Below are 16,694 nucleotides of genomic sequence, written 5' to 3'. Positions count from 1 at the left end.
CGTCAAGGAGGGGAGCGCGGGCGGGCCCTCGGCGTGCCGGCCGACGCCCCGGCCGGTCCCGGTCCACGCCCCGGCCGGTCCCCGGCCGGGGCTCTCCTGTCCCCGCCCGGCCCCGGTTCCCGGCTCCGTGCCCGTCACCCCTGGCCGGTGCCCGCCCGCTCGTGGTGCGGCCGGCGGCCGAGCAGTTCACCGAGGCCGCGCCGGGTGGCGGCCAGCACCACCCGGTCCTCCGCCCGCAGGACGTATCCCGGGGGCGGCTCCCACACCAGCTCCCCCTCCCGCCCGGAGTCCCCGTCGTACGCCGGTGCGGCCAGGTCCGCGCGCCGGTCGGCGGGCTCGGCCACGTCCAGCGCCAGCACCCGCCAGCTGCCCGGTCGGAAGGTCTCCCCGACCGTCCGGCCCTCCAGCGCCGCACAGTCCGCGACGTCGACCGCGGCGAACAGCAGCACCCGCCGCTCGACCGGGATCGCGCCGAGGATCTGCCGGCCCATCATCGCCCCGGCGAACGCGGGCGCGGCGAGCGAGGAGACGCTGCGGCTGCGGGTCATGGCCTGCGGGTGCGAATCGCGCAGCGTCCGGTAGACCGCCGCGGCGAACCGGTCGTCGTACAGCCGCAGCACCACCCGCAGGTCCTCCTTGACCCCCCGCGCGTAGAGCACCGATTCGAGATTGGTGCTGTCGGAGCTGGTGAGCGCCAGCAGCGCACGGGCGCGGTGCACCTTCGCGGCCTCCAGCACCCCCTCGTCGGTGACGTCGCCGACGACGGTCGGTACCCGCAGCCCCCGGGCCATGGCCACACCCCGTGCCTCGGGATCCTGTTCGACGCAGACGACCGGGATGCCCATCTCGTGCAGCTGCGCCAGCACCCGGGTGCCGATCTTGCCGAGGCCGAGCAGCACCACGTGCCCGGACAGCCCGCGCCTCGGCCTGCGCAGCGTGGAGGCGGCACGGAAGGTGCCCAGGCCCTCCAGGACGGCCGCCACCAGGACCGGCAGCAGCAGCAGGCCCACCATGCCGGACAGCAGTTGCAGCACCTGGCGTGCGATGTCCTCGCCCACGGCGGGGTCGGCGATGGCGATGACGTCGAGCAGTGAGAGATAGACGGCGTGCAGCGGGTCGTCGCCGGTCAGCAGCGACGAGGCCACGCCGAGCGCGGTCAGCGCGGCCACCATTCCCAGCAGCGCCGACGTCAGTCTGCGGGAGAACAGCTTGCCCAGCGGCAGCCCGCCGCCGAACCGCGGGAGGGCTTGCGGCCCGGAGTGCGTCACCGTCTCCAGCATCACCCGGCCGCGCGCCGCCGCGTCCGCGGTCAGCTCGTCGTCGGGAAGCAGCAGCGGCCCGTCGGCGCCGCTGTCGTCCGAACCCTCGCCGCCCTCGGGGTCCTCGGTCGCGGAGAGCAGCGCGAGGGTGCACACGGCGTCCGGGACGGGGCCACCGTCGGCGGCGGGCGGACGCTCGGTGGCCCGGAGGAACAGCCCGTCGGCGCGTATCACCTTGCTGGTGCCGACGACGGCCGCGGCGGTGAGGGCCGGCGCGGCCGTGTCGGCGTCGGACAGCACGGTGGTGGAGGCGTCCACGGCCCGCCGGTCGAGGTCCGGGGCATGGATCTCGACGGCCCGGTCCAGGAGTTCCTCCAGATGCTGGCCGAGCTTGCGGTTGTAGAGCCGGATGACCAGCCGGAGCCGGGGGTTGAGCCGGCGCGCCCGCAGCGCCGCGTGGATGTTCGTCTCGTCGTCGTCGTAGACCAGGGCCAGCGCCTCGGCCGTCTCGATCCCCGCGTCGGTGAGCACCGTGTCGTCCACGGCCCCGGCCTCGAGTACGCGGACGGGGGCGACGGGGTCGCGCCGGCCGGGCGCTCCGGCCGGCGGGCGGCGGCGGCCCTCCCGGGTGACCGGCAGGACGAGGGTCACCGGCTCCCGGTACATGCCGGAGAGTTCGGCGGCGAGCCGGTGGGCGAGGGCGTCGTCGCCGCAGACGACCATGTGCGGGGCGGGCGGCCGCTGTTGCTGCCGGCCGGGCGGCTCGGAGTCCGGCGGTGCGGGGTTCGGCTGTGAGGACACGCCCCATGATCTCGATCTTCGTGCGGCTCCGCAGCGCCGGTCCTCGAATCTTCTTTCTTCTCCTCGACCGGACCGCCTTCCTCCGCGCGCCGGACCCGCCGTGCAGGGCCCGCCGTGCAGGTGCTGTGCAGGGCCCGCCGTGCCGGGCCCGGCGTGCCGGGGAGTCCCCGCCGTGCCGGGAGTGGCGTACGGAACCGGTGATTTCGCCGATGTGCGGCCGCGGGGGCGGCGACACGCTGGCTCCAGTTCCTCCCCCCAGACCCTCACCCAAGGGAGTACACCCTCATGGAGCCGCAGCACACCGACGCCCCCGGGACGGGGCGCAAGCGCGGAAACCGATCCCGTAAGGCGAGGCTCGGCCTGGCCGCCCTGGCCCTGGCGCTGACCGGCAGCGGCGTGGCGTTCCTGCCGTCCGCACAGGCGACGCCCGAAGCACCGGCCGCCCGGGCCGCCGAGAATCCGTACGAGCGGGGCCCGGACCCCACCGAGTCCAGCATCGAGGCACCGCGCGGGTCGTACTCGGTGTCGGAGCGGAGCGTGTCCTCGCTCAGTGTCCGCGGCTTCGGCGGCGGCACGATCTACTACCCGACCAGCACCGCGGACGGCACGTTCGGCGCCGTCGCGATCTCCCCCGGGTTCACCGCCCGCCAGTCGAGCATGGCGTGGTACGGCGAGCGGCTGGCCTCGCAGGGCTTCGTCGTGTTCACCATCGACACCAACACCACGATGGACCAGCCGGCCAGCCGCGGTGACCAGTTGCTCGCCGCGCTGGACTATCTGACCGACGACAGCGCGGTCAGGAGCCGGATCGACAGCAACCGGCTGGCCGTGATGGGCCACTCGATGGGCGGCGGCGGCTCGCTGGAGGCCGCCAAGGACCGGCCGTCGCTGAAGGCGGCGATCCCGCTGACCCCGTGGAACACCGACAAGAGCTGGCCGGAGGTGCGCGTCCCGACGTTCATCGTGGGTGCGGACGGCGACTCCATCGCCTCGGTCCGCTCGCACGCCGAGCCGTTCTACGAGAGCCTGCCGTCCTCCACGGACCGGGCCTACATGGAGCTGCGGAACGCCACGCACTTCGCGCCCAACAGCGCGGACACGGAGATCGCGAAGTACAGCATCTCCTGGCTGAAGCGGTTCGTGGACGAGGACACCCGGTACGAGCAGTTCCTCTGCCCGATCCCGTCCAGTGATCTGCAGATCGCCGAGTTCCGCGGCAACTGCCCCCACTAGGCCCCCACGGCCCCACAGGCCGCACCCGGAGCCCGCCGCCGGAGTCGCTGCCGGCAGTGGACGGGGCCGCCCCGGCACGGATGACCGTGCCGGGGCGGCCCGCTGCGGTGCCCGCTTCGCGCGGGGCGGTCACAGCTCCTGGATGCGGATGTTGCGGAACGAGACGGCGTCGGTCGTGCTGTGGGTCTGCAGCCCGATGAAGCCGTCCTGGTACTGGCGGCCCGCGGTGCCCGGGTCGTCGGACCGGGGCGGGTTGAACAGCAGCCCCGGGTCGTTGTCGAACCAGTTCAGCAGCACGCCGTTGCGGAAGACCCAGTAGCGCTGGTCGACGACCCGGATCTCGTAGTCGTTCCAGACTCCCTTCTCCGTGACCCCCGCGTCGTCGAGGCCGACCCTGTCGAATCCGTAGACGGAACCGGTCTTGTACTGGTCGCCGTCCGGCCGGTCGAGGATCTGCAGCTCGTGCCCGTACTTGATGGCGACCCATTCGGGGCGGGACTCCCCGTGGTGCCAGTTCGGGTCCGGGAACCGTACGAAGACGCCGCTGTTGGCGCGTCCGTCGGCCGGGGCGTCGTCCCGGAACTGGAGCTTCAGCGAGAAGTCGCCGAACTGCCGGTCCGGATACCAGAGCATCCCCATGCCGTCCACGGTGGTGCTGCTCGACATGGTGCCGTCGCCGTTCAGCCCGAAGGCGCCGCCGCCGACGTGGTCCCAGTGGTTGAAGGACTTCACCGAGCCGTCGAACAGCGAGCGGTAGCCGGTGTCGTGGCCCGGGGTGCCGATGGCGGACTCGCGGGCCGCGTCCACGATCAGGTCGCGCTCCCGCTCGTCGACCACGCCCTCGCGGGCGAGCCCGTCGGCGACCTTGGTGACATGCCGTACGAAGTCCGCGTGGCTGCCCCAGGCGCGCTCGTCCTCGATCAGCTCGTTGACGGTGCAGCCGTCGCCGGTGACCCGGTTCGGCACCCCGGTGTCGACGGTGCCGACGATCACGGTGCGGCGGTTGTCCGACTCCGGGCAGTCCGGCTCGGTGCCGCCCGCCTCGACGACGGTGAAGTCGACGGTCTTGGCGGTGGCGGTGTTCCCGGCCTTGTCCACGGCCCGGTAGCGGACGGTGTGGTCGCCCGGCCGGTCCACGGTCAGCGGCTCGGAGTAGGCCAGATACGGGCCGCCGTTGAGGGAGTACTGCACGGCCGCCACGCCGGACTCGGCGTCGGTGGCGGTCACCGTCACGGTGGCGGTGCCGAGGTAGCCGCCGTCGGCGTCCCGCTCGCCGGTGACCTCGGCGGAGATCTCCGGAGCGGTGGTGTCATCGGTCGGCGGCTCCACGACGGTGAAGTCCACCGACTTCGCCTCGGAGACGTTCCCGGCCTTGTCCGTCGCCCGGTAACTCAGCGAGTGCTCACCCACCTCGTCCACCGCCACCGGCGCCGTGTAGACGGCGAAGTCGCCGCCGTCCAGCGCGTATTCGACGGTGTCCACGCCGGAACCGGAGTCCGAGGCGGACACGGTGACGGTCGCGGTGCCGAGGTAGCCGCCGTCGGCGTCCCGCTCGCCGGTGACCTCGGCCGAGGTCTCCGGAGCGGTGGTGTCATCGGTCGGCGGCTCCACGACGGTGAAGTCCACCGACTTCGCCTCGGAGACGTTCCCGGCCTTGTCCGTCGCCCGGTAACTCAGCGAGTGCTCACCCACCTCGTCCACCGCCACCGGCCCGGTGTAGGCGGCGAAGTCGCCGCCGTCCAGCGCGTACTCGATGCTCTCCACACCGGAGCTGTCGTCGGTGGCCGTGAGGGCCGCCGTGGCTCCGCCGATGTAGGCGCCGTCGGCGTTCTGCTGTCCGGTCAGCTCGGCCGTGACCTCCGGCGCGGTGGTGTCCTCGCCGCCGCCGGGGTCGGTGACGACGAGCACGCCCTGCATCGCCCCGTGACCGGGGATGGTGCACAGGTAGTGGTACGTGCCGGGGGTGAGGTTGACCTCGGCGGTGTGCCGGCCCCCGTTGGCGTCCGAGGGATTCGCCAGGATGTTGAGGTCGACGTCGGTGTTGTACTGCGGGTCGGAGGAGTCGAAGGTCAGGGTGTGCGGCAGGCCGCTGGTGTTGCCGGTCGCCTCGCTGTTCTCGAAGACGATGGTCGCCGGTCCGGCCACCGCCGTCTGCGGCGCGGTCTTGTAGCGCGTCATGTCGTTGTCCGCCGTCCAGGTGAGCACCTGGTCGGCCGCCGTGGCCGGTCCGCCCTGCCCCTTGCCGTACGCCGGCGGCGGCGCGGTCAGGCAGAGCGCCGCCAGCAGTGCGGTGACCAGTACGGCCAGCGCGCGCCGTGGCGCCGCGAGTTGTCCGAAGAGCACCGGTGTCCCTTTCATCTGTCGCCTCCGCCCCTGGTGCCGCCCGTGGCCAGGTCCTCGGGCAGCGGTGTGGCCGGCCCGCCGCGGTAGCTGACGCGCCACAGCGCCGAGTGCTCGTCGGAGGTGAAGAATCCGCGGCCGTAGTCGAGGACGTAGAGGGAGCCGTCGGATCCGAACTTCCAGTCCATCAGGTTGCGGATGCCGCCCTCCCCGGCCGGGATGATCTCGTCGAGGTTCTCGGCGTGCACCGGCAGGCCCCCCTTGTCGGAGGTGTCGGGGTCCATCACCAGCGCGTGCCGCGGCTGGTCGCCGTCGTAGAAGTCGCCGACGAACCACTTGCCGTCCCAGTACTCCGGCCACTTGCCGGGGCTGTCACCGCTCTCGGCGTGCCGGTAGACGGGCCCGTTCATGGTGGCCTGGCCGCCGCCCGTGAGCCACGGCAGCAGGTAGCGGGCCTCGTCCTCCTCGTAGCTGGGGACCTTCCCGTCCCGCGGGTAGTCGGGGGCGCCGCCCTGCGGGGAGTACCAGATGTTGTTGGACCGGGCGGGCGGGATGTCCACCAGTCCGTCGTTGTTGGGTGACTCGTTCTTGAGGTTGTCGCAGTCGTACCAGCCGAGCGGCTGCGTCGGGTCCGGCAGGTTCCGGTCGCGGTACGGCTGCTTGTTGCCCATGCAGTACGGCCAGCCCTGGTTGCCCGCGCTGTGGATGGCGGCGAAGGTGTCGTACTTGGCCGGGCCCCAGGTCGGGCTGGGGCCGGCGGCGTCCGGGCCGACCCAGCCGGCGTACAGCGTGTCGGTCTCGGGGTCGACGGAGATGCGGGCCGGGTTGCGCACGCCCATCACGTAGATCTCGGGGCGGGTCTTGCCGCCGCCCTCCTCCTCACCGGTGAAGAGATTGCCCTCGGGCACGGTGTACGTGCCGTCGTCCTCGGGGTGGATGCGGAGGATCTTGCCGTTGAGGTTGTTGGTGTTGCCGGCGGTGCGGCGGGCGTCGGCGAAGGACACGCCCTGGAAGTCCGGCTCCGGGTTGTTGCCGGAGTAGCCGTCGCTGAACTGCGAGGAGTTGTTGTCGCCGGTGGCGATGTAGAGGTTCTCCTGCGAGTCCCAGGCCATGCCGCCGCCCGCGTGGCAGCAGCTGTGGATCTGCACCGGCCAGGACAGCAGCACCTTCTCGCTCGCGGTGTCCAGCTTCGACGTCGCGTGGTCGAAGGTGAAGCGGGAGACCCGGCGTTCGGCGAGGTGCTTCTCGCGGTCGATCTCCGAGTGCGGGGTCCAGTGGAGGTAGACCCAGCCGTTGTCGGCGAAGTCCGGGTCCAGCTCGATGCCGACCAGGCCCTCCTCGTTCTTGACGAGTTCGCCGCCGCCGCCCTTGTTGCCGAAGACCTCCAGCGCCCCGGCCAGCTTCACCCGGTCGGTGGCCGGGTCCCAGACGTGCACGGTGCCGAGGCCCAGGCCGACGTCGGGGTTGTTCCAGTCGGTGACGACCGGGGCGGCGGCGTCGCCGCCGCCGCGGCCGATGTAGAAGACGCGGCCGTCGTCGGCGGTGACGAGACCGTGCGGCTCGCCGATCTGGTCGGCCTCACCGGGGCTGTTGGGCTCGGTGAGACGGGTGGCCTCGTAGTTGTCGGTGATGGAGGCCTGGCAGTCGGCGCGGGCCAGCCGGGCGGTCCACAGCAGCGCGCCGCGCAGGTGACCGCGGAACCGCTCGTCCTCGTAGGACTCGGCGGTGCCGCCCATGGCCGTGTAGAAGGACCGGCCGCCGTCGTAGTCGCGGCACCAGGAGACCGGGTGGTCCCAGCCGTTGCCGCTGTCCCCGGGGTCGTAGGTGCGCTCGCGGACCCGGGCGACGGTGTGCACCTCACCGGTCGGGTTGGAGGCCCAGTTGAGCCAGACGTCCCGGCGGCTCCACTCCAGCGGAAGTCCCTCGGTCGCCGGGTGGTTCCGGTCGCCGGTCTCCACGGTGGCGCGCTGCACGGAGGACGGGCTGCCGGCCGCGGGGCGGGCTCCGATGAGTCCGCCGAACCAGGTCGAGTCGGGTTCGGTACGGGCCGCGTCGTGCAGCCCGAGGAAGCCGCCGCCCGCCTCGACGTAGGCGCGGAAGCCGTCCTCCTGGGCGTTGTTGAGGACGTCGCCGCCGGTGTCGACGAAGACCACGGCGTTGTAGCGGGCCAGTTCGTTGGTGGTGAAGACGGACGGGTCGTCCGTCTCCTCGACGGTGAAGTGCTCGGCGTCCGGCCCCTCGGCCCCGGCTGTCTCGACGGCCTCGACGGCTGCCGCGGTCCGTGCCGACGGTGTGCCGCCGGAGTCGTGGAAGACCAGGACCCGGGCGTTCGCTCCGCCCGGCAGGTCCTGGAACTTCGGCGCGCCGGCGGCCGGTGTGCCTCCCAGCATCGACACGGTCATGCCCACGGCCAGCGCTGCTGTCGTCCACGCCCGGCCCTTGCTCCGCCCTCGTCTTCTCGAGGGTCCTGGCTGCGGATCGGTCCGCATGGTCTCACCCCTCTGCAGTCGCGCAACGCGCTAGAAGCTAGAGGGCTTTTGACGGCTCGCCAATAGCTATGACCGCATTTCAACAAACTTTGTCCTGAGACTAGAGAAACTATGCGCGCTCCCTTACCTTGATGCCGTCCTCGGGCCCGGCCTGCGGCCCGTACCACCACGGGAATGGGAGATCGCATGACCGAGGTAGCCGGCAACACATCGCGTCGTGCCGTCTCGCGGCGCCTGTTCACCGGCGGGGTGGCCGCGGCCCTGGTGCCGGCGTCACTGGCCCCCGCCGCGGCGGCCGAACGCACCGGGTCCGCCCGGACTGCGGCGGCCGTCCGGGCCGCGGGCGAGGAGCGCCTGCTGACGCTGTACGCCGAGAAGGTGGGCGACAACCAGCTCGGCTACGGACTCAAGCCCGGCGAGGCGACGATCCCCGGCCCGCTGCTGGAGATGTACGAGGGCGACACCCTGCGGATCGAGTTGGTGAACCTCACGGACGAGGCCGTGAGCCTGCACGTGCACGGCGTGGACTACGAGATCGACAGCGACGGCACGCGGATGAACAAGAGCATCGTGGAGCCGGGCGAGCGCGGCAACTACACCTGGAAGAGCCACGTTCCGGGGCGGCGCGAGGACGGCACCTGGCGGCCCGGCAGCGCGGGCTACTGGCACTACCACGACCATGTCGTGGGCACGGACCACGGCACGGGCGGCATCAGACGCGGCCTCTACGGCGGTCTGATCGTCCGGCGGGAGGGCGACGCGCTGCCGGACAAGCAGGTCACCATCGTCTACAACGACATGACGATCAACAATCTGCCCGCCGACCAGTCCTTCGACTTCACCGCCACCGTCGGCGACCGGGTCGAGATGCTGGTGATCACGCACGGCGAGTACTACCACACGTTCCACGTGCACGGTCACCGCTGGGCCGACAACCGGACCGGGCTGCTGGACGGTCCGGACGACCGCAGCCGGATCGTCGACACCAAGATCACCGGGCCCGCGGAGTCCTTCGGCTTCCAGGTGATCGCGGGCGAGGGCGTGGGCCCGGGCGCGTGGATGCACCACTGCCATGTGCAGAGCCACGCCGACATGGGCATGGCCGGGCTGTTCCTGGTGGCCGACGAGGACGGCAACATCCCGGGCCACGATCCGGGGCACCACTAGGCGCCACTGGGCACCACTGGGCACCCCAGAGATCAGGCACCGCTGGGTACCACAGGGATCAGGTTCCGCTGGACACCCCGGAGCACCCGGGCACCCGGGGCCCACTGGACGCCCGCCCTGGAGCACGGCGCCCGGCCGGGTCCGGCCCCCGACGGCCGGCCGGGCATCGCGCCCGGCGTCCGCGACCCGCTGGGTCCGGGCGGTCGCGGACCCGGGAACCCGGTGGTCCGGGCCCGGCGGTCCGCGTTCGCCCGTGTGTCCGGGCGCCGCGGTCCGCAGGAGGAGGCCGTCGGCTTCGGGCGCACGGTCCCACAGCAGGCCGCCGCTTCGAACCCACGGCCCGCAGGAGGAGGCCGTCGGCCCGGGCGTCGCGGTCAGTCCGCGAAGCAGCCGCCCGCGCCGAAGGCCAGCCCGGCGAAGCGCTCGCCCATGCGGCGGTGGGTGGCGGCGTCCGGGTGCAGCTCGTCGGGCAGCGGCAGCTCCCGGTAGTCCGCATCGCCGTACAGTTCACGGCCGTCGAGGTGGTGCAGGGCCGGGTCCTCGGCCGCCCGCTGCTCCACGATCCGGGCCAGTTCGTCACGGATGACGCCCAGGGCCAGCTTTCCGCTCGCGCGTTCCGCCGGGTCGCCGGCGGCCCGGAACCGCAGCCGCCCGCTTTTGACCGCGGAGAAGTCCGGGACGCTCGGGCCGGGCGTGTCCTCGTGGACGGGGCACAGGATGGGTGAGATCACCAGCAGCGGTGTGCCGGGGTGCCCGTCCCGGACGGTGTCGAGGAAGCCGTGGACGGCGGGGGTGAAGGCCCGCAGCCGCATCAGGTCGGCGTTGACCAGATTGATGCCGATCTTGACACTGATCAGGTCCGCGGGGGTGTCCCGCATCGCGCGGGCGGTGAACGGGTCGAGCAGCGCGCCGCCGCCCAGGCTCAGGTTGAGCAGTTCCACGCCGCCGAGGGAGGCCGCGAGCGCGGGCCAGGTGGTGGTGGGACTCGCGGCGTCGGAACCGTGGCTGATGGAGCTGCCGTGGTGCAGCCACACCCTGCGGCCCCGGTCGGGCGCCGGCCCGACCGGGGCGTCGGTGCGCAGGGCGACGAGTTCGGTGGTCTCGTTGTGCGGCAGCCAGATCTCGACGTCCTTCTCGCCGCCGGGGAGACCGGTGAAGCGGACGGTGCCCACCGGACCGGGCCGGGTCTCGGCGGAACCGGTGCTCATGTCGAGCGTCAGGGTGTTGCCGCCCCGTACGGAGCCCTGCCCGGCCGGGTGGCCGTCGACGAGCAGGTCGTACAGGCCGTCCGGGCGGGGAGGGGCCCCGACGTAGACCCGCTTGGTGGGCAGCGTGTCCAGTTCCACGGCGGTCGCCCGGGTCCGGAAGACCAGGCGCACCCCCGAGGGCTGGGACTCGGACATGGCCAGTTGCGGGTCGGCGCACTGGGCACGGGCCCGGGCGGGCAGCCGGTGGGGCAGCACGCCGTGCGCGGTGCGCTCCAGTTCCAGGGCGCCGCGCAGCAGGTCCGCGGTGACGGGGGTGGTGATCCAGTGGTGGTCGGTGGGCATGGTTTCCGCCTGCTGGTCGAAGGGGTACCGCCCGGGGTGCGGGCCGTGCGTGCGGCCGTCCGGGCGGTGGATTGCTGTTCGGGCGAGTCCGGCCGCGGGGCAGGGCCCGGGGCGGGCGCGGCCGGGCCGTGGGGCTCCGGGAGACGCGAGGAGATGCCGGGGGTACGGACCCGGGCCGTGCCGGTGCGGGGCCCGGCCGGGACGGCGGCGCGGACCGGCCGGGCGACGCCGGAAACCCGGGGGCCCGGGCCGGACGCCGGGGCCGGACGCCGGGGCCCGGGCCCGGCTGCGGCTGCGGCTGCGGCTGCGGCTGCGGATACAGAGTCGGGTGCCCGAGCGCGGGGTCAGGAGCCGGCCCTCTTCGGCCCGAGGCCCGCGTCCGGCCTGAGGCCCTCGCCCGGTGCGCGGCCCGTGTCCGGCCCGGGGCTCGGTCCCGGCCCTGGGCTCATTTCCCCTGGGGCTCATTTCCCCTGGGGCTCATTTCCCCTGGGGCTCATTTCCGGGTCCCGTCCCGGTCCCGGGCCCGGCCTCCGGCCAGTTCCGGAGCAGGGCGTCCAGGGCGTCCAGAATCCGGGGCCAGGTCTCCTCGGCGTCCGGGGCGCTGTGGCTGAATCCTCCGGACGCCTCCAGGCTGACGTAGCCGTGGAAGACGCTGCCCAGCAGCCGTACCGCGTGGGTCTGGTCCGGCTCCGTCAGGTCGTAGCCGCGCAGGATGGCGCGCGTCATCCGCGCGTGCCGGACCCCGGCGCTGGCGACCGCGGTCTCGTGGTCGAGCGGCAGCCGGGCCGCGGTGTAGCGGCCGGGGTGTTCCCGGGCGTAGTCGCGGTAGACGTTGGCGAAGGCGTTCAGCGCGTCCCTGCCGGCGCGTCCGGCCAGTGCGGTGGCGCACCGGTCGGCCAGTTCCTCCAGGGCCAGCAGCGCGATCCTGGTCCGGAGGTCCTGGGAGTTCTTCACATGCGAGTAGAGACTCGCCACCTTGACGTCGAACCGTCTGGCCAGCGCCGAGACAGTGACCTGGTCGAAGCCGACCTCGTCGGCGAGTTCCGCACCCGCCCGGGTCAGGCGTTCCGCGGTCAGCCCTGCGCGCACCATGCCGGTCCTCTCATAGCCCTGACCTCCGACTGCCTGAAGCGATTATGCATTTGCCTAAAGCTTATAGGCAAATTAGCCTGCACTGTATGAAGCCGCTGACCGAGCAAGAGATCCGCAGCGCGTTCGTGAACTGCACCAAGGGTGAGGCGAAGCGTCTGTCCGTACCCCGCGACCTGGCCGAGCGGCCCTGGGACGACCTGGACTTCCTCGGCTGGCGCGACCCGCAGGCCCCGGCACGGGCCTGCCTGGTGACGGAGCTGGAGGGCCGCCCGAGGGCGGTCGTGCTGCGCTGCCCCAGCCCCGGCGCCCGGCATGTGCAGCGCAGCATGTGCTCGGTCTGCATGACCGTGCACACCGGCGGCGTCTCCCTGATGGTGGCGCCGAAGGCGGGAAAGGCCGGGCAGCAGGGGAACTCCGTGGGCAGGTATCTGTGCGACGACCTCGCCTGCTCGCTCTATGTGCGCGGCCGGAAGGACGCGGGGCCCGGCGCCCGGCTCCAGGAGTCGCTCACCCTGGAGGAGAAGATCCTGCGGACCACGGCGAACATCACGGCGTTCGTCGCCAAGGTGACCGCATGAGGCGGCGGCTCGGTGCGCGCCGGACGGAGGGAGCCGGTGCGGACGCGCAACGGACGGACCCGGGGACGGACGGACCCGGGGACGGGCGGGCGGATCCGAGGACGGACGGGCAGGGCGAACCCGGGGACGGACGGCGGCGGGGCGGACGCGCCGACGTGCCGCCGGCCGTGAGTCCCGGAGGACCAACTGCCCCGGGGCCAGAGCGTCGGTGACCGGCCGACCGCTTCGGCCGGTACCGGCCGGGACGCCCCGGCGCCCCGCGACACGGCATCCGCCCCGGCTCGAAACGGCTCAGGCTCCGGCTCCGGCAGTTCCCGCTGAGAACGGCTCCCGCTCGGGCAGCTCCCGCTGAGGTCGGCTCCCGGAGACCTTCCGCTCAGGGCAGCTCGCAGAGCACGCCCATGGTGCGGCCCATCAGCCCGGGGACGTCCGCCTCCCGGTCGCCGTTCAGCAGCCACTCCCCCAGCTGTACGGACGCCTCGACCACCGTGCGCACCCGGCCGGCCCGGCGCCGGTGGTACGCGGTCAGGACCTCGCCGAGCGGGGTGTCCCGCCCGGCCGTGGTGAGCGTCTCCGCCAGTACGGACACGTCCTCCAGGGACATCGCGGCGCCCTGGGCGAGGGTCGGCGGGCAGCAGTGGGCGGCGTCCCCGGCGAGCACCACGCGGCCGCGGTGCCACTCCCCCTCGACCAGCAGCCGGTGGAACCAGGTGTAGTTGACCTGCGCCGGGTCGGTGACGTGCTCGCGGATCGCCGTCCAGGCACCTCCGTAGCCCGCGGCCAGCCGCCGCATCTCCGCGGCGTGTCCGGCCGGGTCCAGGCTCGCGCGGTCCCGCGCGGGCTCGACCAGATAGGCGTAGAGCGAGTCCTCGCCGGTCGGGCAGTAGCCGGCGATGAAGCACGGGCCGCCGTACGCCAGGTCGGTGCGCTCGACACCCGCGGGCCGGGGCACGGCGGCGCGCCAGATGCCCATGCCCGTCGGTTCCGGCCGGTCGGGGAAGCCGGCCATGGCGCGCGTCGCGGAGTTCAGCCCGTCGGCGGCCACGACCAGGTCGTAGCGGCCCGACGTGCCGTCGGTGAGGTGCGCCGTGACACCGGTGTCGTCCTGGTCCAGGGAGGCGACCGTGCATCCGAGCCGGACACCGGCACCGGAGCCGCGGACCGCCTCGGCGAGGATGCGCTGGAGGGCCGGCCGCGGCATGCCGAGGGTGGCCGGCAGGTCGTCGCCACCGGTCCGCACGTCCTTCTGTACATGCAGCACCGTGCCGTCCGGGGCGGTGATCCCGACCGAGTCGAAGCCGAACCCGCTCTCCCGGACCCGGTCCCAGACGCCGGCCTCGCGCAGCACCCGCAGGGCGTTGCCCTGGAGGGTGATCCCGGATCCGTGGACGTTCCAGTCCGGGTCGGCCTCCACGAGGTCGACCCCGACCCCGGCGCGGCGCAGCAGCACGGTGAGGGTGTTTCCGGCCGTGCCGCCGCCGACAACGAGAACGGACGCGACGACGCTGCTCATGGTGTTCCTTCCTGGACCGCACCGGCGCCGCGCTCCCGGCGCGCGGCATGCCCCGCGATCATGCCAGTACGCCGCGGGCGCCGGTACCGCGCCCCGCCCCTCGCCCGCGCCGCCTTCCTCCGCCTCGTCACCGCCTCGTCACCGCCTCGTCACCACCGACCCGGCCCACGCCCCTCCTCCTCGCCACCCCGCTTCCGCCTCCGGCCTCCGCCACCCCGCCTCCGCCACGCCGTCTCCCGGCCTCGACTCCGTTACGTCTCCGGCCGTCACCTCTCCGGCCGCGCTGCGATCGCGCCGGGGGCCGGACCCGCCGAGCATGGGCAGCGACGTGTCACCCGGCGCTGCCGGGGCAACCGGAGGGCGTCCGGTGCCACGGGCACGAACGCACAGGAGAGGAAGGTGGTCCCGATGCCTGGACGAGAGGAACTCCCCTCGACTCTGGAGCGCTCCCCCGCGGGCGCCCGGCGCACCTGGATCAAGGCGCACGACTCGGCGGTCGAGCAGTACGGCGAGGGCGAGCGGGCGCACCGCGTGGCGTTCAGCGCGCTGAAGCACACGTACGAGAAGGTCGGCGACCACTGGGAGCGCAAGGAGGCCGGGCGCAAGGGCCCCTCCGACCGCAGGGCGGCACAGCCGCGGCCGCAGCGCGGGCCGACCGGCGAGGGTGTCGACGAAGGGGCGTCCAAGGAGCACCTGTACGACCTGGCGAAGCGGATGGACATCGGCGGCCGGTCCCGGATGACGAAGTCCGAGCTGCTGGACGCGGTGCGGAAGGCGAACCGCTCGCAGACCCGCAAGAGCCGCTCGCGCTGATCCGCGGGACGGCCGGACGACCGGAACGACCGGGGCGACGCGTCAATCCGTCAATCCGTCGGCGAGCGTGTTCCAGAACATCAGCTCGTAGCTCTGCACCAGCCGGCCGTAGCGGTTGACGGTCCGGCCGCCGACGGGACGGCCCGCGTCGATGCCGAACCGGACGGCGTCCAGGGCCTGGTTGGTGACCTCGGGTGCGGGTGTGGCGAAGAAGTCGAAGAAGCCGCACGCGGTGTCGTCGAAACCGTAGTGCTGCCGCAGGGCCCGGCCCATCTCGGCGCAGTAGTTGCCCCAGGCCGCGAAGTTGGCGGTGAGGGCGACGACCACGTCGACCGGCTCCGCGTTGAGGGCGAGCCAGGCGCCGTAGGCCGGGAATGCCTGGCAGCCGGGCCGCGGCTCGTAGTCCCGTACGGCGTCCCGGTCGAGCCCGCAGGCGGTCTCCAGCGCCGTCAGCCGGTCCAGGGCGAGCGACTCGCCCTGCGCCAGCCCGGTGAAGAACGCCTCGACCGGCGGATCGGCGGCCGCGCGGTCGGCCAGGTGCAGGAAGCTGCGCCGGTCGGCGGTGATGACATGCCGCTGCTCCAGGGCGAAGGACGCGATCACCTCGCGCGGGGCCTTGCCCGCGGAGACGAGTGGCAGAAGACGATTGCCCTCCGCGTCCGGAGCCAGTTCCCGTACGGCTTCCTCCAGCACCTCTCGCGCCGACCGAGCCATCGTCCTGCCTCCCCGTACCGGTTCCGCCCTGCCCCGACCACGGTCTCACGAACCGCCGCGCCCGGACGGCTTTTCCCGGCTACCGCGGCGGCGATAGGCGCGCATCTTCGCCCGGCTGCCGCACACCCGCATCGAGCACCAGCGACTGCGCCCGGCGGGGCTGCGGTCGTAGTAGGCCCAGCGGCAGTCCTCCGCCTCGCACGCCTTGAGCCGCGGCCAGCTGCCGTCGGCCTCGGCGGCGGCCACGGCCGCGGCTATCCGGGCGGTGAACGCGGCCGTGCCGGCCAGACCGGGAGCGGGGCGCAGCACGGCCCGGCCCGCGGAATCCAGTCCGAGCACCAGCGGCGCGGCGGCGAACAGCCGCTCCAGTGCGCCGGCCGCCGCCGCGGGCAGGTCCGCTCCCGCGTGCGCGTGACAGACGGCGCGCAGGGCCTCGCGCAGTACCCGGAGTTCGGCCGGGTCGCAGTCGTCCGGGGCCGGGGTGTCCGGGCCGTGCTCGCGGAAGAAGGCGGCGAGGCCGTCCGGCGCGGCCAGGTCGTCCCGGCCGGTCTCGACGTCCAGCGTGTTGACGAAGTGCTCCACGAGGGCGAGTTCGCCGGGCGCTGGGGCGCGGGTGCCGGGCTCATTCACCCTTGAAACGTTACCCCTCGTGGGGCATGATGCGGTAACCGTTACCGATTGAACCCATCTACTGGTAACTGGCATGCCGCGGCATGCCCATCCACCCCGGAGAGGACACCGACATGGCTGTGGCCACGTTGAACGTCGTGGTGCTGGACTGTCCCGATCCCGCCGCGCTCGCCCGCTTCTACGCGGACGTGCTCGGCGGCACCGTCGAGGCGGACGGCGACGACTGGGTCGACCTGAAGGGGCACGGCGGGACACAGCTGGCGTTCCAGCGGGCCCCCGGGCACACCCCGCCGGCCTGGCCCCGCCCGGACGGCGGGCAGCAGTTCCACCTGGACCTGACCGTGGAGGACCTCCGGGCCTCCCACGACAAGGTGCTGGCGCTGGGCGCCCGGCTGCTCGACGACGGCGGCGGCGACCGGACCTGGCGGGTCTACGCGGACCCCGCCGGGCACCCGTTCTGCCTCTGCGCCTGCTGACCGCCGCCCGCACCGGCCGTCCCCCTGCCGGCACCGGCC

General features: G+C 73.3%; 13 protein-coding genes. 5 read left to right on the top strand and 8 right to left on the bottom strand.

What is annotated here, in order from left to right; translation table 11 throughout:
- Positions 1-134: 134 nt before the first annotated feature.
- On the bottom strand, positions 135-1,982 hold the full coding sequence (locus GCU69_RS32120) for an NAD-binding protein (RefSeq protein ID WP_098754518.1): 1,848 nt from the start codon (positions 1,980-1,982) through the stop codon (positions 135-137).
- A gap of 363 nt (positions 1,983-2,345) precedes the next feature.
- On the opposite strand from GCU69_RS32120, the gene bdeA reads away from it, so the two are divergent.
- Positions 2,346-3,293 (top strand): bis(hydroxyethyl) terephthalate hydrolase, encoded by a 948-nt coding sequence (gene bdeA, locus GCU69_RS32115; protein ID WP_098754496.1) that lies wholly within the window; start codon positions 2,346-2,348, stop codon positions 3,291-3,293.
- Between the two features lie 129 nt (positions 3,294-3,422).
- Here the strand turns inward: bdeA and GCU69_RS32110 are convergent, their stop codons facing one another.
- Positions 3,423-5,651: an OmpL47-type beta-barrel domain-containing protein gene (locus tag GCU69_RS32110; protein WP_156207968.1), complete on the bottom strand. Its 2,229-nt coding sequence runs from the start codon at positions 5,649-5,651 to the stop codon at positions 3,423-3,425.
- Positions 5,648-8,122, bottom strand: a complete 2,475-nt coding sequence (locus GCU69_RS32105; RefSeq protein ID WP_156207967.1) for a ThuA domain-containing protein — start codon at positions 8,120-8,122, stop codon at positions 5,648-5,650. The genes GCU69_RS32110 and GCU69_RS32105 overlap by 4 nt, the downstream gene beginning before the upstream one ends.
- A 186-nt stretch (positions 8,123-8,308) precedes the next feature.
- Here GCU69_RS32105 and GCU69_RS32100 point away from each other — a divergent pair, with 186 nt between their 5' ends.
- The gene (locus tag GCU69_RS32100) at positions 8,309-9,289 is read left to right on the top strand and encodes a multicopper oxidase domain-containing protein (protein WP_098754498.1); all 981 of its coding nucleotides are present in this window, start codon (positions 8,309-8,311) and stop codon (positions 9,287-9,289) included.
- A gap of 374 nt (positions 9,290-9,663) precedes the next feature.
- Here the strand turns inward: GCU69_RS32100 and GCU69_RS32095 are convergent, their stop codons facing one another.
- Positions 9,664-10,839 carry an SGNH/GDSL hydrolase family protein gene (locus GCU69_RS32095; protein WP_156207966.1) on the bottom strand — a complete coding sequence of 392 codons (1,176 nt, stop codon included), beginning with the start codon at positions 10,837-10,839 and terminating at the stop codon, positions 9,664-9,666.
- Positions 10,840-11,316: 477 nt separating this feature from the next.
- On the bottom strand, positions 11,317-11,931 hold the full coding sequence (locus tag GCU69_RS32090) for a TetR/AcrR family transcriptional regulator (protein ID WP_098754501.1): 615 nt from the start codon (positions 11,929-11,931) through the stop codon (positions 11,317-11,319).
- A gap of 86 nt (positions 11,932-12,017) precedes the next feature.
- Between GCU69_RS32090 and GCU69_RS32085 the strand changes: the two genes are divergently transcribed.
- Positions 12,018-12,509 (top strand): FBP domain-containing protein, encoded by a 492-nt coding sequence (locus tag GCU69_RS32085; RefSeq protein WP_098754502.1) that lies wholly within the window; start codon positions 12,018-12,020, stop codon positions 12,507-12,509.
- A 376-nt stretch (positions 12,510-12,885) separates the two neighbouring features.
- Here the strand turns inward: GCU69_RS32085 and GCU69_RS32080 are convergent, their stop codons facing one another.
- Entirely contained in the window at positions 12,886-14,022 is a 1,137-nt protein-coding gene (locus GCU69_RS32080) for an FAD-dependent oxidoreductase (RefSeq protein WP_156207965.1), read from the bottom strand.
- Between the two features lie 408 nt (positions 14,023-14,430).
- Here GCU69_RS32080 and GCU69_RS32075 point away from each other — a divergent pair, with 408 nt between their 5' ends.
- The gene (locus tag GCU69_RS32075) at positions 14,431-14,835 is read left to right on the top strand and encodes a ChaB family protein (protein ID WP_098754504.1); all 405 of its coding nucleotides are present in this window, start codon (positions 14,431-14,433) and stop codon (positions 14,833-14,835) included.
- A 42-nt stretch (positions 14,836-14,877) separates the two neighbouring features.
- Here the strand turns inward: GCU69_RS32075 and GCU69_RS32070 are convergent, their stop codons facing one another.
- Both GCU69_RS32070 and GCU69_RS32065 read right to left on the bottom strand, forming a co-directional pair.
- Positions 14,878-15,549 carry a heme oxygenase-like domain-containing protein gene (locus GCU69_RS32070; RefSeq protein ID WP_098754505.1) on the bottom strand — a complete coding sequence of 224 codons (672 nt, stop codon included), beginning with the start codon at positions 15,547-15,549 and terminating at the stop codon, positions 14,878-14,880.
- Positions 15,550-15,594: 45 nt separating this feature from the next.
- Complete coding sequence (locus GCU69_RS32065; protein WP_235978845.1) at positions 15,595-16,179, bottom strand: CGNR zinc finger domain-containing protein; 585 nt, start codon at positions 16,177-16,179, stop codon at positions 15,595-15,597.
- A gap of 113 nt (positions 16,180-16,292) precedes the next feature.
- Here GCU69_RS32065 and GCU69_RS32060 point away from each other — a divergent pair, with 113 nt between their 5' ends.
- Complete coding sequence (locus GCU69_RS32060; RefSeq protein WP_098754521.1) at positions 16,293-16,655, top strand: VOC family protein; 363 nt, start codon at positions 16,293-16,295, stop codon at positions 16,653-16,655.
- The last annotated feature ends 39 nt before the right edge of the window (positions 16,656-16,694 follow it).

It is taken from the genome of Streptomyces lycii (assembly GCF_009735685.1).
Taxonomy (GTDB): domain Bacteria; phylum Actinomycetota; class Actinomycetes; order Streptomycetales; family Streptomycetaceae; genus Streptomyces; species Streptomyces lycii.
This window is presented reverse-complemented; position numbering and strand designations above follow the sequence as displayed.